The organism is Streptomyces sp. NPDC054883, from assembly GCF_053610645.1.
Genome location: NZ_JBSGYT010000014.1, coordinates 54,485 through 71,962, shown reverse-complemented (window position 1 = coordinate 71,962; position 17,478 = coordinate 54,485). Strand labels below are relative to the sequence as shown.

Genomic DNA, 17,478 nt, shown 5'->3' with positions numbered 1-17,478 from the left:
CAACGTGAGGGCGATGGTCAGACCGAATAGGTCGCGTTGCCCGGCGGGAAGTCCGTCTCTGGCGGGATAGGGCTTCCCTTGATCCGCTGACGCCTGCTTGGCGGTATGGCGATCAGCGAAGGGCCCTTTGAGGAGGGCCAGGCCCCAGGCGGGGCCGAGATAGACCGCTGTATCAGCGGCGAGGGGCGCGGGACCTGTGGCGGGTCCGGGCGCCCCTCCTCTCGTTTTACGTGCCGGTCATGGCTGTGCTCCCTTGGCGGCGGGCATGCCAATGCCCGGGGCTGTGCGTGGTGGTGGACCAGGAGTGGCGGGTATCGGTCCGGGGGCCATTCAACCTCATCCGAGGGCGATATGGGAGTCGCCGGTGTGTCGCCCCGGGAGGCACAGGCTCCGGATCGGCGTGTCGCCCGATCGAGCCAGTAGCCATTTTGTGCGCAAATGATCAGGAATCTGACGATCCGTCTGTTCGGCCCGATGAACCGGCCACACTTGGGACCTCCCGGGCGCAAGCGTGGGGGTGACACCGGTGCAAGGGTGGGCGTAGCCTCCTGATCACCGCCAAGTAGACCGCCACACCACATGTCAAGGGGCCCGTCGATGACGACCACTGCACCCAGCACCTTCCTGGCCGTCCAGGAGGTAATCGCCGAACAGATGTCGGGCTACCGGCGCCGCCCGCAGCAGGAGTTGCTGGCGAGTGCCATTGAGGGCGTGTTCGACGCGACCACGCGCAAGCACCTCCTCGCCCAGGCGGGAACGGGGACCGGAAAGTCGCTGGCCGCGATGATCCCCGCCATCCTGCGGGCCCAGACTGGGGGCGGGGGCGGACGGTATGTTGTCGCGACATCCACCATTGCGCTGATGAACCAGTACCTGCGGAAGGACCTTCCGTTCCTGGAGGACGTCCTCGCCAAGTCGGGCGTCCGCTTCACCTGGGCCCCTCTCAAGGGCATCTCCAACTTCCTGTGCTTGGCCAAGCTGGCCGAGCGACCTCAGGTGGAGCGTCTGGACGAGCTGCTGGAGGAGATCGCCCCCGACAAGAACGGCGACTACTGCCACACCGGGGACAAGGACGACGTGGTCACCGCCCTGGACCAGCGCGCGGAGTGGCCCCTCCTCTCATCGACCTCCGACGAGTGCCCCGGCAAGCAGAAGTGCCCCCTGGCCGCGAAGTGTTTCGGCATCCGGCACAAGGAGGATGCGCGTGACGCGAACATCGTCGTCACGAACACGGCGATCGTGATGACCGATCTCAAGCTCTTCAAGCAGATCCGCGAGACCTCCGAGACCGGCCAGGGCAAGCACGTCATCCTCGACGACTACGACGGCCTGATCGTGGACGAAGCCCACGAACTCGAAGCGACCGCGACCGCTCACCTCGGGTTCAGCATCAAGCAGGGCGGCCTGATGAAGTTCCTGGACCAGGCCGTCACCTACCTCAACCTCCACGGAGGAGACGAGGCCGGGGCCCAAGACCTGCAGGACGTCATCCTCGGCAAGCTCGACTCGCTGGGCGTCCTCATCGCGCAGAAGCTGGGCGATGAGGAGAAGGTCGCCATCGACACCGAGTTCATCGTCGAGCACTTCGCCCTCTTCGAGAACCTCCTGACTGAGCTGGACCGCATGGTCACCAAGCTGGTCCGTACCAAGGCCAAGCGCGGTGACACCGAGAAGCAGAGCACGACGCAGCAGCTGCTCGTCACCACCGGCACGAACTTCGTGGACAACTTCAAGGAGGTCGTCGGCGCCGACGCGACCGCCGTCGTGCGCTGGGCCGAGCTGTACGGCGACCGGTCCCGCGCTGGCGGCACGCGCTGGGTCATCCAGACCGCCCCCATCCAGGTCGGCCCCTACCTTCGAGAGGAGCTGTGGAACGAAGTCCCTGCGGTGCTCATGTCGGCGACCCTCAGCGCGGGTACGGGAGCCAACAGGTTCAGCTACGTCGCGAGGACCCTCGGCTTGGAGGACGCAGACACACTGGACGTCGGCAGCCCCTTCGACTATCCGAAGCAGGCGCTGCTCTACGTGCCCGACAGTTCCGTGCCCGCGCCCGCAGGAGATACCCGGGCCGCGTGGGCCACGTGGGCACCCGAGGCGACCATGCATCTCGTGAGTCAGGCAGGCGGCGGCGCCATGCTGCTTTACACCAGCCGCAAGGCCATGGACGAGGCCTACAGGACGATCGGCACCCGCCTGGAAGCCCAGGGGATCACCTGCTACGTGCAGGGCAAGGACCGCACGAACCGAGAGATCGCGGAACGGTTCAGGGCCGAGGAGGACTCCGTTCTCTTCGGCCTGCGCAGCTTCATGACCGGCATGGACTTCCCCGGCCGGACCTGCCGCCTGGTCGTCGTCGACAAGCTCCCCTTCGCCGTACCGAACGACCCCATCAACGAGGCCCGGGCCAACGCCTGCAGGGCGCGCGGCGGCAACCCGTTCTACGACCTGGCCGTCCCCGAGATGACGCTGGTCCTGGAACAGGCCTTCGGACGACTCATTCGTAGCGTCAACGACTGGGGCGTCGTCGCCATCCTCGACTCCCGACTCTCCAGCAAGCCGTACGGCAAGGGCATCGTCCGCGCCCTGCCCAACGCGGGGGCCACAACGGCTCTGCCGGACGTGAAGACGTTCTTCGACGCGTGGGAGGGCTCGCCTGCCATGAAGGCCACCGCCTGACCAGCCCCACCCACCCCTCGGCCCGGAGCCTGCCTCCGGGCCGATTTTATTTTCCCGGATTCTTTGCCATTTACCTTGAAGTTAAGGTAAATTGGGTGTCACGCCAAGATAGACACCCGCCAGAAAACCAGGAGCACCGCTGTGCCCAACGCCACGTCCACCGCGCTCGTTCCCGCCTACGACTTCGACAAGGCCGCTCTCGCGCTCAAGAACGGAAACAGCGACCTCGGGGCCCTCCTCGCCGATCTCGCCACCCTTCCGGCCCCGAAGAGGCAGGCCGTACCGGCGGTCATCGAGCGCATGGGGGAGAGCCTCATGCGCTCCGTCACCAAGCTGCCGATGCTCTTCGGCCTGGTGCCGCCCCCCGCTGAACGGCGCGCCCTGGACGAGGAGGAGCTGATCAAGCTTGCCGAGGAGCGCAACGCGATCGACGAGGCCATGAAGGCCCTGAGCCAGCGCAAGGCCGAGGTCAACGAAATGGTCTCCCAGCACTTTGATGTCGTGGCGGAGGAGTCGGGTGTGGCCAAGCGCGGCAAGACGCCGCAGGACGCGAAGGGCCACTACCTCATCGCCTCCCCGGGCAATTGGGAGACCGCGACCCTCGACGGCAGCGGTCAGTGCTTCACCCGCCAGCGGACCTCCGACCGGGCGCAGTTCAGCGAGTCCAAGCTCCTCGCCGCGTACGAAACCGGCATCATTTCGCGGGCCGAGTACCTCGCCTGCACCGAACCGGTCCGAGGCCGCCGCATCAGCGAGGACAAGATCAGGAGCATGCTGGTCTCGCCCAAGCGCCGCCAGCGCGCCGCCAAGATCATCAGCCTCATCAGCGACGTGAAGCGAGGCACCAACAGCATTCACCTCCGGTAGCCGACCAGCAGCCAAACAGTGAGAATATGCCTCCATCACCTCCGTCCGGAATGACCGGACGGAGGTACTGGCATAAGAAGGGGAACCAGTGCCGAGCGACAGAAGCGAACCCATCGTCCTTGTCACACAAGGGCGGCCCCGCACAACCAATCCGGAGAACAACGAATACCTCCTCTACGACGAGGATTTTCCGGTAGAGACCAATCCGAAATACCAGCTGGCCGACCCCAGTAGGCCGCTACGCAACCCCCACTTCACCCTCGGGGAAGTCTCGAACTGGGTCTTCGCCAGGGACGCCGAGTGGATTCGCCGCCAGGTACACGCCAGGAAGCGCCCCCTATCAGCAGGAGGTCACCCCCTGACGCTCCGGGCTGTCCAAGGACGCGGACGCAGCGCAGAGCGCCGCCTCACCCTGCCCGACGCCGAACGACTTGCCTGGGCGCTCTACGAGCGACGGGCGATCAATGGCGTCGAACTCCGTCGCGCCTGCGCCGTCCTGACGGCGGTGGCAGACCAGTACATCGGCCCCAAACTCCTGGAGAGCTGAATGCGCCCCACCCTGCTGATCGACGGCAACAACATCCTCGTCAGAGCCGTCGAAGCCACCCGGCGCAGCGCCGCCATGCACAGCCCGACTGGGATCGACACCTCAGCCCTCGTCGTCTTCGCGAACACAATCGCGCGCCACATACGCACCGAGGAGCCCTTCCGCGTCAGCGTGCTCTGGGACGCCGGATACGCCGCCCGCACCGCCCTGTACCCGCCGTACAAGGCGACCCGGCCCACCGCCGCCGACCCCTACCGAGGCCACTCCCGAGCGCTCGCCCGGGAGTGGCTGCACCATTCCGGCGTACCCCAACACCACCTCGACGGCGTGGAGGCCGACGATCTCATCGCCTCCTACTGGCGAACCGCCACCAGCGACGTCGTCATCGTCAGCAACGACAAGGATCTGCTCCAACTCGTCGGACGCACGCCGACGGGCTTCAACTGCCAGCAGCTCAAAGCCACCGGCGACAATCGCGACGCCCGGTGGCGCACCGAGGATGTGATCAACTCCCTGGGCTGTACTCCCGAGCAGCTGCCCCTCGCCATGGCTCTCGCGGGCGACACCTCCGACAACATCCCCGGGGTACGGAGCATAGGAATGGTGAAGGCGATCAAGCACCTGTCGGCCGCCGGATGGGACCTCGACAAGATCACCCACGCGGCGATCGCCGAACAGCGCGACAACATCGCCACCTACCTCCAGCTCGTAGACCTCCGCGAAACCCACTATCCGGTGCCGACGATCAGCCCCTTCATGCCGACCAGACCAGGTCCCGGCGCTCATTGGGAGGCCCTCGCGCAGTTCTTGGACCACCACGGGCTACGCGAACTCACCCGCCGCCTCGTCGCCAACGAACTCTGGTGACCCACTTTCTTGCGTCCCCAGCAGCCTGCGGATAGCTTCAAAGAGCCCCACCGCCAGGGGCCCTTCACCTGCGGCAGCACCGCCAACCTGCCGCACCAGCCACCCGCCAGGTTGGAGCCCTTGCATGATCAATTTCTCTGCCGACGCCGCATACGGAAAGACCGCCGCGCCCACGCCCGAACCCCGGCGCCCAGCGCCTCTGACCATCCAGCAGGCCCCGGCAGCGACGACCGACCTGCTCGACAACCCCCGCGACTGGTCCTGGCAGCAGCTCCGCGACTACGTCCTGCGAGCCGTCGCCGAACGCCATGGCCCCCAGCCCCCGGCCGACCCCGCTCGCGAAACCGCCATCTTCAAGAGCTTCCATGGCCGATGGAGGCAGCAAGCCGGACCGATCGCTCGCTTCGTCTTCGAGCAGCAGGACGGCTACTGGCGCTCCGCGCCCGTCACCGCCACCAGGTTCTGCAAGGGCTCGGACCCCTACTTCGCCCAGCCCATCGCCGAACGACTCGGCACCATCGGATGAAGGCAGCCCCACCCCCGCAGGCCTGCACCCCCCTCTCGGACGCCGACTACCAGCGCCTGCGCGCCACCCGCCCCCGCCTGTGGACCGACCCGCGCACCACCTGCATCACCTGCCTCAAGCACAACGGAAACACCTACCGCTGGTACGCCGACAGCACCCGCACGGACATCGCCGTCTACGAATGCGACTGCCGCGCCCAGTGGCTCCTGCACCTGTGGCTCCTCAACGCGGGCATCGGACTGAACTACCAGAGGCTCACCTGGGACGACATAAGCGCCGTACCCCCGGCCATCGTCGAGCAGCTCATGGCCTACGCCGTCTCGGCGGCACGCCACATCGCAGCAGGCCGTTCCATCATCCTGTGGTCCGTCAGCCCCGGCACGGGCAAGACCCTCCTGCTCAGCCTCCTGTGCAAGGCGCTCATGGCACAGGGCGTTCTCGTTCACTTCTCGCAGTTCAACGAGATCATCGACCTCTTCACCTCCAGCTGGCGCGACCAGAGCGAGCGCGAGCAGTGGAACCGCCGCGTACGCAACGTCGACCTCCTGGCCATCGACGACATGGGCAAAGAAGCCAAGGGCCGACTGGAAATGGTCGAGGCGATGGTCGACCAAATCATCCGAGCCCGCGTCTCGGACTCGGCGCCCATCGCCATCACCACCAACCTCACGCCCCAGCAGATCCAGGACGGCTACGGCGGCTACGCCATGAGCCTCCTCACCGAGCAGTGTGACTTCATCGAGGTCACCGGCACCGACTTCCGCCCCCAGCGCCGGGAACTCTCCCGCCACGAAACCAGCCTGGGCCTGACCCGGCCGATTGCGATGGTCTGACATGGACGATTACTACCTGGGCCTCGACGACGAGTTCGACCAGCCCGTGCTCATGCGGCGCTCGCTCGCAAACCGCATCGCGTTCTGGGCCACGCAGGTACGCGCTCTCAATCCTCAGGACGCCCACATCATCGTGCTGGCCGACGGACTCGACGCAGCGGCCAAGGACGCTGAGGCCGACACGGACCCGTTCGAGGACCTGCCCGCCATCGTCTCCGCGCGCCAAGCCCTGACCGACCTGCGCAACGCGCTGCGAAGGGTGGGCGGCGACGTCAGCGAAGCCCTGGTCCAAACCAATAAGCCCAGGCGCCAGAAGCACGAGCTGGACAAGCTGACCCGGCGACTCAAGCACACCACCAGCGCTCACCAGAGCACCATCAAGGAAGCCCAGCGGCAGGCGAAGCGTGCCAGCCGGGCCGAAGCCGAACTCGCGCGGCTGCAAGGGGGCACTCAGTGACGATGAAGTTCAAGACACTGGGAACCTGCCTTTCTCCCCGGGAGATCCAGGTCATCCAGCTCGCCTGCCAAGGCAACACTGACCGCACCATCGCACGACGCCTCGCGATCAGCATTCACACCGTCCGCGACTACTGGCGCTACTCCATCAGGCCCGCCCTCGGGGCCGCCGACCGCACGCAGGCAGTCTCGCTTGCCGTCAAGAAGGGCCTGGCAGACCCCGACCGGCGGGATTACGCATGAGCCTGCACTCCGAGACGGTGCTGTACGCGTCCCTCACCGACGTCGATGCCCTCGAAGAACTGGCCGACACCGGGCTCGCCCCCGAGTGCATACCGCTGGTGGGCATGCGTGACGTCGTCGCCTACGCAGTGGCGTACTTCTATCGCAGTGGCCGGACGAAGGCGCCCTCCCGTGAACTCCTCATTGAGCAATGGGGGCACCGCCTGGAACAGTGCAACGTCGACCTGCCCGCTGAGGACGTGCAGGTCGACGAGGTCTTCTCAGCGATCGAGTACCTGCGCTCTCAGTACGTACTCGCCGAGAGCCAGCGTCTGCAACGCGAAATCGCTGTCGGCATGGCACAGGCGGAGCCCAACGAGCGCGTCGAGACCGTTCACGAAGCCGCGCAGCGCTTCCACGAGCTGTCCATGGCTGTCCGCGATCGTTCCAGCGAAGTCGAGGGCATCCAAGGGCTCAGTGACTCCCTTGCGCGATACGACCAGAGGGCCACCGCCCCGAAGGTCATCACCGGCATGTCTCTCGGGATGGAAGCCATCGACGCCCACACCCTCGGCATCCATGGAGGCGAGATCTGCACCTGGGCTGCACCGCCAAAGGGTGCCAAGTCCTGGACCTCCACCCACGTAGCCCACACCGAATGGAAAGCCGACCGAGAAACGGTGCTCTACACGCTGGAGAACAGCGTCGGCATGTCCTACGACAGGCTCGCGTGCCAAATCTGCTGCGTCGACTACCGCGAATACCAGAAAGGCACGTGCACCTCCGAGGACGTCGACCGCGTCCGCACCTGGCTGGAGGAGAACAGTGATCAACTCCGCGATGGACTGCACATCCTCTCCCCAGACAGCGGCCTCCGGACACCCAGCGCCCTGATCCGGCAAGCACAGTCGTACGGCGCGAAGACGATCATCATTGACCAGCTCAGCCACATCGAGCACCCCGCACCGTCCGCGCACAGGCCCCGCCCCCAGGTCGTCGCAGAGATCATGAGCGAGCTGGCAGCCCTCATCACCACCGGCCGCTACACCCCTCCGCTGTTCCTGTGCGCGCAGATCAACAGAGAGGGCGTTGCCGCCGCCGCAAAGGCGGGAAGGCTGGAAATGATGCACCTCGCCGAATCGGCCGCCATCGAACGGTTCAGCAGCTGGGTATTCGGCCTCATGCGATCCGAGACCGAGGTCGCCGCTGGCATGGCCACCTTGCAGATGCTCGCCTCGCGGCGAATGGACCTCAAGAACTGGCGGATGGCCTGGGAACCCTGGTACGGCACCCAGCACGCCCTCGGGGAGGTCTCACTGTGACCTTGCTGCTTCCGGCAGACCGCATCCTCACCGAACGCCGCATCCGTATCCTCGTCCTCGCCGCGAACGGTCACACCAACGCCGAAATCGCACACAAGCTCTGGATCGGCGAGGAAAGCGTCAAGTCCCACTTCCAGGTCATCAAGCGCCACCTCGGCGCCCGAGACCGCACCCACGCCGTCGCCATCGCTCTCGTACGCGGCCTCATCCACCCCCATCAGGTGGAACTTCTCCCCCCGAAGGAGTCCCAGTGAAGATCGACATCCGGGCAACCACCTGGCTCCGCCGCTTCTCTGGCGAAGCACCCCAGTGCCCGAAGTGCCACAGCCACGACCTCCAGAGTTTCTGGCACAGCGCCGTCGTCGTGGGGGAGTGCGCAGAGCCGCGCAAGGCCGTCGTCATGATGGCCGACGACCCTGCGACCGTTCCGGACGAGGACACCGAGCACCTCTGCCGGGCTTGCATGTCCTGCCTCTACGCATGGAGCGAAGAGACAGCGGACTACCGGTGAAGCACGACAGAGCCCTCGACGAACTCACCGCCCTGCCCGAGGGACACAAAGACCAGCTTGCCGCCGACGTCCTCGACTCCCTCGGCATCACCGTAAAGCGCCGCCAGGGCGACGAGCTGATCCACGCCTGTCCCATCAGCAGCTACCACTCCGACCAGGAACGCAATCCCACCGCAGCCCTGAACAGCTCCAACCTGCTGTGGCACTGCCTCGGCTGCGGCAGCGGCGGAACAGTCCTGTGGCTCATCGCAACCCTGCGCAACACCACCACTGAACAGGCCCGCGACTGGCTCAACGGGGAAGCCGGGCTCACCCGAGCCATGGAGTTGCCCGACCTCCTGGCCCTCTTCGACTCCCTCTACACCGAACAACGCCGCGCACCCCTGCCTGTCTACAGCGAACGCATGCTCGACCGCTGGAAGGAGACCGGCATCCCGGACTACATCACCGGCGAGCGCGGCATCCCCGAGGCCACGGCCGCCGCCATGGGGCTATGCACCGACCCCGACGGGTTCCTCGACCGCAAGCCGACAGGCCCCCGAGCCGTCATTCCGCACCGCTGGAAAGGCCAGCTCGTCGGATGGCAGTCCCGACGACTGCCCGCCGCCGATCCCACCGCACCCAAGTACCTCTCCACCCCCGGGTTCCCCCGCGAGGAGACCGTCTTCGATCACGACCCCTCACGCCCCCGCATCGTGGTCGTCGAATCCCCCATGAGTGGCCTGCGCCACCGGCACCACCAGCCCGTGGAGGCCACCTTCGGCGCGGCCGTGACCAACGTTCAGGTCGACCACCTTGCGCGCGGCCGTGACGAGATCATCTGGTGGCCCGACAACGATCAGGCCGGTTGGAAGATGGCAGAGGGACGAGAACACAACGGCCGCCACTACCCCGGGGCCCCGGAACGTGCCAGCCGCTTCTGCAAGAACCTCATCGTCGAATCCCCCTTCGCGGCCGACCCGGCCGAGCTACCCGACGAGATCGTCGACCTCCTCATCGCCGACGCCGTACCGTGGCAGATCTGGCAGCGCCCCCCGGTTCTGTACTGCCACCTGTGTTTCCAGGAAGCCCACACCAGCGCCCCTTGTGCTGTCTCCCCTGCTGCCACGACACCCAAGGGATGACCCAAGGAGGAGTTTCGTATGCTCAAGTTCGGCACCGGCAGCATCACCGTTCCCAGCGACCAGGAGGACGTGCCCGCTGCGATCAGCCGCACCGCCTCGGCGCTCACCGAGGAAGAGCGCGCCGCCCTGCTCGCGGAGGGTGAAGCAGACCAGGGGGAGTAGGGCAGTGGCGGGACTCCAGCTCATCGGTCCCCCCGAGCACGCCATCCTGTCCACCAGCACCGCCCTCATGCCAGCCAGCTGGGCGGTGCTGTGCCACGACGTCAACGGGTACTACCGGGCCCTGGGAGTAGACCCCAAGGCCACGAGGCGCCAGCTCATGCAGGCATACCGCGCCCGAGGCGGTGACCGCGACCCCTACCTCACCTACGTGCTGTCCCAGCTCCTGAACAGGGGAACGCGAAAGGCATACGACGCCATGCCGCTCGGCAGGCCCTTCCTCGACCGGTACGAACTGGCCCGCCAGCTGAGACTGGCCTCCGCTATCGCCGCCCGCGTCAACACTCTCTACGGCACCAAAAATACCGCCGGAGACATTCTTCAATCTCTCCTGAGCCGCCTGGAAGAACCGACGGACGAATTTCTTGCACCTGCCGGACCGGGCCGCTTTGATGGTGGAACGAGGGACCGCCAACCCTCGCTCAACCCCCCGGAGGCATGGCCCTACTCCTTCCTGCTCCTGGACTCCACCTGCACCGACGTGCGCAGGATCGCCCAGTGGCAGACCGGACTGGCCCGCGCCCTGGCAGACCACGGAATCCCTCGTTTCGCCGTCGGATTCCACGGCCAGCCAGCCCCCGACTTCCACATCATGAAAGACCTCGGCGGCACGCCGGTGTTCTTCCTGAGCGAGAAAGCCGAGGTGAACGGGGAGTTGATCGCGGCAGCCGCCACTGCCGCCGTCGGATAACCGACATCAACTCCATCAACACCATCAGGAGCATTCGTGACCGCCAACACGATGACCTTTCGCCGGGGTGGCAGCGCCGCCGAGGAAGCCGAGAAGGAAGCCAACGCCAACAGCGGAGGCCGCCGCTCGGCGGACTACTTCTCCCTCAAGAACGACACCGACTCCACCGCCATCCGGCTCCTCACCGACCACGACGACTGGATCTGGGTCGAGCAGCACTCCTTCGTCCCCACCAAGGCCGCCCCACAGGGCGCCGAGAACTGGCCGAAGTCCATGACGGCCGTCTGCCGCAAGGACGACGCCTTCGCCGGGCACTACAGCGACTGCTACATCTGCGACAAGAAGATCAAGAACAACTTCGACAAGGTCGCCAGCAGCCGCATCCGCATCTGGGCCCTGGCCGTGGAGCGCGAAATCGTGAAGGGTGACGGCAGCGAAGCCCTCGGCGGCCCCGCCATGAAGGGCATCGTCGTCGGCGTCCGGGACAAGGTCGAGGAGATCGACGAACTCGACGCGGACGGCAAGCCCACCGGCGTCAAGTTGCGCTACCCCCGCATCATCATCGTGAACCAGCCGATTAAGGGCTTCTTCGGCAACCTCAAGGCCCTGCATGGCCTGTACGGCACCGTCTGCGACCGCGACTTCTCGATCACCCGCGACGGCACCGGCACCGACACGAACTACAAGATCGTCCCGATCGACCCGGTGCCCGACATCAAGCCCGGCACCCCTGCTTGGGACAAGTACCTGCAAGCCGCCCAGGAGCGGGAGATCAGCCTCGAAGCGATCGTCGCCGACAAGGCCTCCGACGCCTACTACGCCAGGTTCTTCGACCCGTCCAAGCAGGTCGACAAGGACGGGAACGTCACCGCCGCCTCCAGCAGCGGCGGCCCCATGAACCTCCCGGCCGCCGCGCCCGCCTCCGCCCAGGGCCTCCCGCAGGACCTCCGCGATCGTATCCGCAACCTCGGGTCCCCGGCCTCGGATACCCCGTCCTACTAAGCGGTCCCGCCCCGGCTCATCCGGTCCGCCCAGCCCCTCCCCGAGAGTCGCCCCCTCGGCGCCCGGCAGGGCGGACCGGCCATCAACCTCATCACCTGCGCAAGGGACCACCACCGTGCTGCGCCTCGTCACGTCCTACGGTACCCACCCCAGCCACACCTTCCCCGCCCTCGTTGAGCACGAGGACGACGGCACCCGCTGGCTCGCCATCGACGGCACCACCAGCCCTCAGGCGCCGACAACCGTCGGCGCCGCCCTCTGGGAGCGCGCCTCCCTCGCCGGAGCCGCAGGCCTCCTCATCTGCAACAACAGCGGAGTCGCAGCTCTGCCAGGCCACCACCTAGAACAGCACGGCCGCCTTCGAGGCGACGGCCTCCTCAACTTCTCCACGGCAGCCCCGGCCCACTTCCCCGGCAACGAAGGTCCCACCTACGAAGAGGTCATTGCCTACCTGGAGGCCCGGGACAGCGTCCCCGAACCCACCTCCGGCTTCGTGCACCTTCACACCCACTCTGAGTACTCGCCCCTCGACGGTCTCTCCCGCATGACCGAGATCGTCGACCAGGTCACCGCCCACGGCCAGACCGCCATCGGCATCACCGACCACGGAACCTGCGCTGGCCATCCAGCCCTGCAGCGCGCTGCCGACGCCGCAGGCATCAAGCCCATCTTCGGCATCGAGGCGTACCTGTGTGACGACAGGCTCCTGCGTGCAGAGAAGGGCAACAAGGGCCTCCAGGAGTACCTGCGCACCGACTACTGGCACGTCTGCCTCTTCGCCATGAACAACACCGGGCTCCGACACATCTGGGCCGCCTCCACCGAGTCCTTCCGCGACGGCTTCTACCACCGCCCTCGCATGGACTTCGACACCCTCGCCCGACACAGCGAAGGCGTCATCGCCAGCACCGGCTGCCTGCGCGGACCCGTCGCCGTCGCCCTCGAAGCAGGCGAAATCGGCCTCGCCCGGGGCCGCCTCACCCGCCTCATGGACATCTACCCGGGGCGCCTCTACGTCGAACTCCAGCCCAACGACATGGCCCGGCAGATTCGACTCAACAAGGAGCTGGTCGCCCTCGCGCGCGAGTTCGACCTGCCGCTGCTCGCCACCGTCGACTCCCACTTCCCGACCAGGGACGACGCGGACGCCCACCACACCTGGATCGCCTGCCAGACCCAGAAGGACGTCCAGGACGAAGGAGATCTTTTCGCTGAGGACCTCAACCTCTACGTCATGCACGAGCGCGAGGTCCGCGAAGGCCTCGCCTACCTCGGCGAGGACGTCGTCAACGAGGCCATCGCCAACACCGAGGCCCTCGCCGCCCGCTGCAACGCCCGCATCGAGGGAGAGACGGACCCGCCTTCCTTCACCGGCGACCCCGAGCAGGACTACATCCGCCTGGACAACCTCTGCGGCCAGAACTGGGAGCGCCTACCGCTTGCCACCCCTGAGGCCCAGCAGGTCTACCGCGAGCGCTACGAGCGCGAGATGGAACTGCTCAAAGACAAGGGCTTCTGCGGCTACTACCTGATGGTCGCCGACTACTGCGGCTGGGCCAAAGACAACGGAATCCTGGTTGGCCCCGGACGCGGCTCCGGCGGCGGCTCCCTCGTTGCCTACCTCGCGCGCATCACCAGCCTCGACCCGATCCGCCACGACCTGCTCTTCGAACGCTTCCTCACCCGGGGCCGCGCAGGGCTGCCCGACTTCGACGTGGACTTCCCCGCCAGCAAGAAGAGCGAGATCCTCGGCTACCTCCGCCAGCGTTGGGGAGCCACCCACGTCGTCACCATCGGCTCAGAAGGCCGTCTCAAGAACAAGGCCGTCCTCGACAACCTGCTGCGCGCCATGCGCTCCCAGCTCCCCGACCACGCCGAGTCGGACCTCAAGGAGGTCAAGGAGCTGATCAAGGAGGCCGAAGCCGGAACCGCCGGACTCGGCATGTCCTGGGAGGACCTCTGGGTCCAGCACGGAGACCAGCTCCAGCCCTACGCCGACCGCTACCCCACCCTCTTCGCCATGGCAGAACGCCTGGTCGGCCGCCTCAAGTCCTACGGCCGCCACGCCGCCGGAGTCGTCATCTCCACCGGCATCCCGCTCACCGACTGGCTCCCCATGCGCACGGTCGACGGCGAAGAACAGATGGTCACCCAGTGGTCCATGGACGACGTCGAAGCCGTCGGGTTGGTCAAGTTCGACATCCTCACCCTCACCACCCTCGACACCATCCAGAAGTGCCTCGACCTCATCGCCGAGCGTCGCCACGTCCAGATCGACCTCGAAGCCTGGGAGGCCGAGTTCGATGACCCCATGGTCTGGGAGACCCTCCAGGAGGCCCACACCCTCGGCGTTTTCCAGATCGAAACCCCCAGCGGCACCGACCTGTGCCGCCGTATGCGCCCCCGCAACATCGGCGAACTCGCCGACATGGTCACCATCGTCCGCCCCGGCCCCAAAAACAGCGGCCTGACCGACGCCTACCTCCGCCGCCGCGCCGGAGAACAGGCCGTCACCTACCCGGACGAACGCCTGCGCCAGGTCCTGGAACCCACCTGGGGCGCCATGATCTACCAGGAACAGGTCATGGCCGTCACCCGCCTGCTCGCCGGGTACGACGAGTCCGAAGCCGACGCCGTCCGCAAGATCCTCGGCAAGAAGAAGGTCTCCGCCATCGCCGAGGCTGGAGCAGAGTTCCTGCGCCGCGTCGACATGCCGCGCGAGGCCGCCGAGCGCCTGTGGCACCAGATGGCCGAGTTCTCCAAGTACGGCTTCAACAAGTCGCACGCCTTCGCCTACGCCTACCTCGCCTTCTGGACGGCCTTCCTCAAGTGCCACTACCCAGTCGAGTTCCTGGTCTCCGTCATGTCCACCGTCGACAACGACAAGCTCCCCGGATTCGTCAAAGAAGCCCGCCGCCTGCAGGTCGCCGTGCGCCCGCCCGACATCAACGCCTCCGGCACCGGCTTCTCCGCCGACCGGACCGCCTACGCAGTCCGCTACGGTCTCGACTCGGTCAAGGGCGTGGGGTCAGCGGCCGTCGCCGACATACAAGTCGGCCAGCCGTACAACCACTGGAGCGACTTCGAGACCCGCAAGGGCCCCAAAGCCAACGCCGGAGTCGTCACCCTCCTCGCCCGCGTCGGCGCCTTCGACTCCCTCGTCCCCAACCGGCGCGGCCTGGAAGCACAGCTCTTGGCCAAGAAGACCGGCGAGGACGCACGTTGCACCTCCTGGAACAACGTCGACTGGGTCGAGAAGCACTCCTCGTGGAACGAGCAGCGCGGAGACGAGACGTTCCGAGTCGAGGGCCCCGCGTTCTGCACCTTCGACTGGCAGTCCGAGCCGCCGCCGGTGAACCCTCGGACCGGCAAGCACCTCAAGCGCAAGGCGCCCCCGAAGCGCTGCACCAAGGCCTGCCGCCAGTACACCCCCCGCGAGCCGCTGCGCATCGACGACGTCACCCCCTACACCGACGAGGACATCCGGTACATCGAGCACGAGATGCTCGGCACCTACCTGACCTCGACCCCGTTCGACCAGCTGCCGCCGGAGGACCGCCGCACCGTCGCCGAGCAGGCCGAGCGGGCGCTGAATGGCCCCAACGGCACCTACGTCGTCGCGGGCATCATCGCCGCCGCCAGCCCGCACCGCACCCTGCCGATGGGCTTCATCACCCTGGAGACCGAAACCTCCACGCTCAGGGCCGCCGTGTACCGCGATGCCTGGGCTGCCGAGCAACACCGCCTCACCAAGGGCCTCCTTTGCTACGCGGAACTCCGCAAAAACGATCGCGGCCTCAACCTCATTACCTACCAGCCCCTGTAAGGACACAAATGCCCACCATCATCTCCAGCCTCAGCCACCCCTACTGGACGCCCCTCGGCTCGGCCGCCCACGAGTCGCGCACTCGCCTCGGACTCTCCCAGGCCAACGTCGCCAAGCGCCTCGGCCTGCTCGTCCGCGACTACGCCGCCCTGGAGTCGGGTTTCATACCGCCCGAGGTCAGTGACGCCCTCGGCAAGGTCCCCCTCGACCGGCTCGACACCATCCTGGAATGGGACAAGGGCACCTCCCGGGAGATCGTGGGCGCCGCCATCGAGGACGCGATCGTCCCCAGCCGTACGGCCGCCTACAACGATCGGGGGAACAGCACCTACAGCGCCGCAGCGTGGATCCGCCTCGGCAAGGCCGTGCAGAAGGCCCGCCTGGCCCTGCACATGAACAAGAACGTCCTCGGCTACGCCATGAAGTCCACCAGCAAGACGGTCCTGCGCCTGGAGGAGGGCCGCGTCTACGGTGACCCCCGTACCGCCCCGCCCGGCGACTACAACAGCGAGAAGTACATGATCAAGCGCCTGCCGCTGCTCGAAATGGCGCTCGAATGGGACTACGGCGCCGCCACCGAAATCCTCGAAGGCTGACCAACGGCCGCCCCGAACCGACCGCCAACGGTTCCATCACCTCCTACCGCCAGGGAGACACATGCCCGCCGCCAAGGGCCTCGCAAAACTCCGCGCCGACCTCGCCAAGGTCTACGGCGACCGCCTGACCCGCCGCGACACGATGATGCGCCCCGACGCCATCTCCACCGGTTCCCTCACCCTCGACTACGCACTCGGCGTCGGAGGGTTCGCCCTCAAGCGCACCCACGAGATCGTCGGCCCCGAGGGCATGGGCAAGACCACACTCGCGAACCTCACCATGGCCAACGCCCAGCGCCAGTACCCCGACCGGGCCGTCTGCCTCATCGACATGGAGCAGGCCTACGACTACGCCTGGGCCGAGAAGCTCGGGGTGGACACCAGCGAAGACCACTTCATCCACCTCTACCCCGACCACTCCGAGGACGTCTCCGACCAGATAGCCATGGTCCTGCGCAGCGGCCTCGTCTCCGTCGTCACCGTCGACTCGATCGGCGGCATGGAATCCAAGGCCGCCTTCGAGAAGAAGGCCGACGAGAGCGCCATGGGCAAAAACTCCCAGGTCATCTCCCGCATGGTCAAGCGCGTCGCCGGACTGTGCCGCGAACACAACTCCCTGGTCCTCTTCATCAACCAGTACCGCGCAAACATCGGCAGCCCGCGCGGCGGAGAGAAGTCCGCAGGCCCCAACGCCTTGAAGTACAACACAACCACCAAGGTCAAAATGTCCAGGACGAGCGAGCCCACCCGCAAGGTCGGCATCGACGACGCCGTCTCAGAAGCCCCCAAGGAGCTGGAGGTAGGACGCCAGCTCCGCGTGAAGGTCGAACGGAACAAGCTCGCCCCCCAAGGCAGGTCGGCCGACTTCTGGTTCTACAACCACGCCACCGAGCAGTACGGCCCCGTCGGCATCGACCGCTCCGACGAAGCTGCTGTCCTCGGCATCGCCACCGGCGCCGTCACCCGTCTCAACGCCAGCTACTACGAGCTGCCCGACGGCACCAAGGTCAACGGCCGCCCCGCCGTCAAGGCCGCCTTCGCCGAACACCCCGAACTGGCCGAACAGGTCCGCGAACGAGCCCTCGCCCTCATCTCCGGCGAGATCAACGGCGAACGGACCGTCACCTACGACGACGCCCCCGACGGCGTCGACCCCACCACCGGCGAAATCACGGAGGCCACCGCATGAGCCA

At 66.7% G+C, this 17,478-nt stretch carries 18 protein-coding genes; all 18 read left to right on the top strand.

Features of this window, described 5'->3' with window-relative positions; genetic code table 11:
- The first annotated feature begins 597 nt into the window (after positions 1–597).
- Positions 598–2,676: an ATP-dependent DNA helicase gene (locus tag ACWGH1_RS13450; protein WP_453351451.1), complete on the top strand. Its 2,079-nt coding sequence runs from the start codon at positions 598–600 to the stop codon at positions 2,674–2,676.
- A 141-nt stretch (positions 2,677–2,817) separates the two neighbouring features.
- Positions 2,818–3,543: a hypothetical protein gene (locus ACWGH1_RS13445; RefSeq protein ID WP_453351452.1), complete on the top strand. Its 726-nt coding sequence runs from the start codon at positions 2,818–2,820 to the stop codon at positions 3,541–3,543.
- An 88-nt stretch (positions 3,544–3,631) separates the two neighbouring features.
- Complete coding sequence (locus ACWGH1_RS13440; protein ID WP_453351453.1) at positions 3,632–4,090, top strand: hypothetical protein; 459 nt, start codon at positions 3,632–3,634, stop codon at positions 4,088–4,090.
- A complete protein-coding gene (locus tag ACWGH1_RS13435) occupies positions 4,091–4,957 on the top strand; it encodes a 5'-3' exonuclease (RefSeq protein WP_453351454.1) in 867 nt (288 codons plus the stop codon).
- A 124-nt stretch (positions 4,958–5,081) separates the two neighbouring features.
- Positions 5,082–5,483, top strand: a complete 402-nt coding sequence (locus ACWGH1_RS13430) for a hypothetical protein (protein ID WP_453351455.1) — start codon at positions 5,082–5,084, stop codon at positions 5,481–5,483.
- Entirely contained in the window at positions 5,480–6,316 is an 837-nt protein-coding gene (locus tag ACWGH1_RS13425; RefSeq protein WP_453351456.1) for an ATP-binding protein, read from the top strand. The genes ACWGH1_RS13430 and ACWGH1_RS13425 overlap by 4 nt, the downstream gene beginning before the upstream one ends.
- Position 6,317: 1 nt before the next feature.
- On the top strand, positions 6,318–6,773 hold the full coding sequence (locus tag ACWGH1_RS13420) for a hypothetical protein (protein ID WP_453351457.1): 456 nt from the start codon (positions 6,318–6,320) through the stop codon (positions 6,771–6,773).
- A 2-nt stretch (positions 6,774–6,775) separates the two neighbouring features.
- On the top strand, positions 6,776–7,015 hold the full coding sequence (locus ACWGH1_RS13415; RefSeq protein ID WP_453351498.1) for a response regulator transcription factor: 240 nt from the start codon (positions 6,776–6,778) through the stop codon (positions 7,013–7,015).
- Positions 7,012–8,316 carry a DnaB-like helicase C-terminal domain-containing protein gene (locus ACWGH1_RS13410; RefSeq protein ID WP_453351458.1) on the top strand — a complete coding sequence of 435 codons (1,305 nt, stop codon included), beginning with the start codon at positions 7,012–7,014 and terminating at the stop codon, positions 8,314–8,316. Before ACWGH1_RS13415 ends, ACWGH1_RS13410 begins: the two co-directional genes overlap by 4 nt.
- The gene (locus ACWGH1_RS13405; RefSeq protein WP_453351459.1) at positions 8,313–8,570 is read left to right on the top strand and encodes a response regulator transcription factor; all 258 of its coding nucleotides are present in this window, start codon (positions 8,313–8,315) and stop codon (positions 8,568–8,570) included. Before ACWGH1_RS13410 ends, ACWGH1_RS13405 begins: the two co-directional genes overlap by 4 nt.
- Positions 8,567–8,827 carry a hypothetical protein gene (locus ACWGH1_RS13400; protein WP_453351460.1) on the top strand — a complete coding sequence of 87 codons (261 nt, stop codon included), beginning with the start codon at positions 8,567–8,569 and terminating at the stop codon, positions 8,825–8,827. The genes ACWGH1_RS13405 and ACWGH1_RS13400 overlap by 4 nt, the downstream gene beginning before the upstream one ends.
- Positions 8,824–9,951, top strand: coding sequence for a hypothetical protein (locus tag ACWGH1_RS13395; RefSeq protein WP_453351461.1), 1,128 nt, complete (start codon positions 8,824–8,826; stop codon positions 9,949–9,951). The genes ACWGH1_RS13400 and ACWGH1_RS13395 overlap by 4 nt, the downstream gene beginning before the upstream one ends.
- Before the next feature lie 18 nt (positions 9,952–9,969).
- Positions 9,970–10,113, top strand: a complete 144-nt coding sequence (locus tag ACWGH1_RS13390) for a hypothetical protein (protein WP_453351462.1) — start codon at positions 9,970–9,972, stop codon at positions 10,111–10,113.
- A 4-nt stretch (positions 10,114–10,117) separates the two neighbouring features.
- The gene (locus ACWGH1_RS13385) at positions 10,118–10,861 is read left to right on the top strand and encodes a hypothetical protein (protein ID WP_453351463.1); all 744 of its coding nucleotides are present in this window, start codon (positions 10,118–10,120) and stop codon (positions 10,859–10,861) included.
- 36 nt (positions 10,862–10,897) lie between these two features.
- Positions 10,898–11,863, top strand: a complete 966-nt coding sequence (locus ACWGH1_RS13380; protein WP_453351464.1) for a hypothetical protein — start codon at positions 10,898–10,900, stop codon at positions 11,861–11,863.
- A gap of 115 nt (positions 11,864–11,978) precedes the next feature.
- Entirely contained in the window at positions 11,979–15,689 is a 3,711-nt protein-coding gene (gene dnaE, locus ACWGH1_RS13375; RefSeq protein ID WP_453351465.1) for a DNA polymerase III subunit alpha, read from the top strand.
- Between the two features lie 8 nt (positions 15,690–15,697).
- Complete coding sequence (locus ACWGH1_RS13370) at positions 15,698–16,285, top strand: helix-turn-helix domain-containing protein (RefSeq protein WP_453351466.1); 588 nt, start codon at positions 15,698–15,700, stop codon at positions 16,283–16,285.
- A gap of 61 nt (positions 16,286–16,346) precedes the next feature.
- Positions 16,347–17,474 carry a hypothetical protein gene (locus ACWGH1_RS13365; protein ID WP_453351467.1) on the top strand — a complete coding sequence of 376 codons (1,128 nt, stop codon included), beginning with the start codon at positions 16,347–16,349 and terminating at the stop codon, positions 17,472–17,474.
- Positions 17,475–17,478 lie beyond the last annotated feature (4 nt).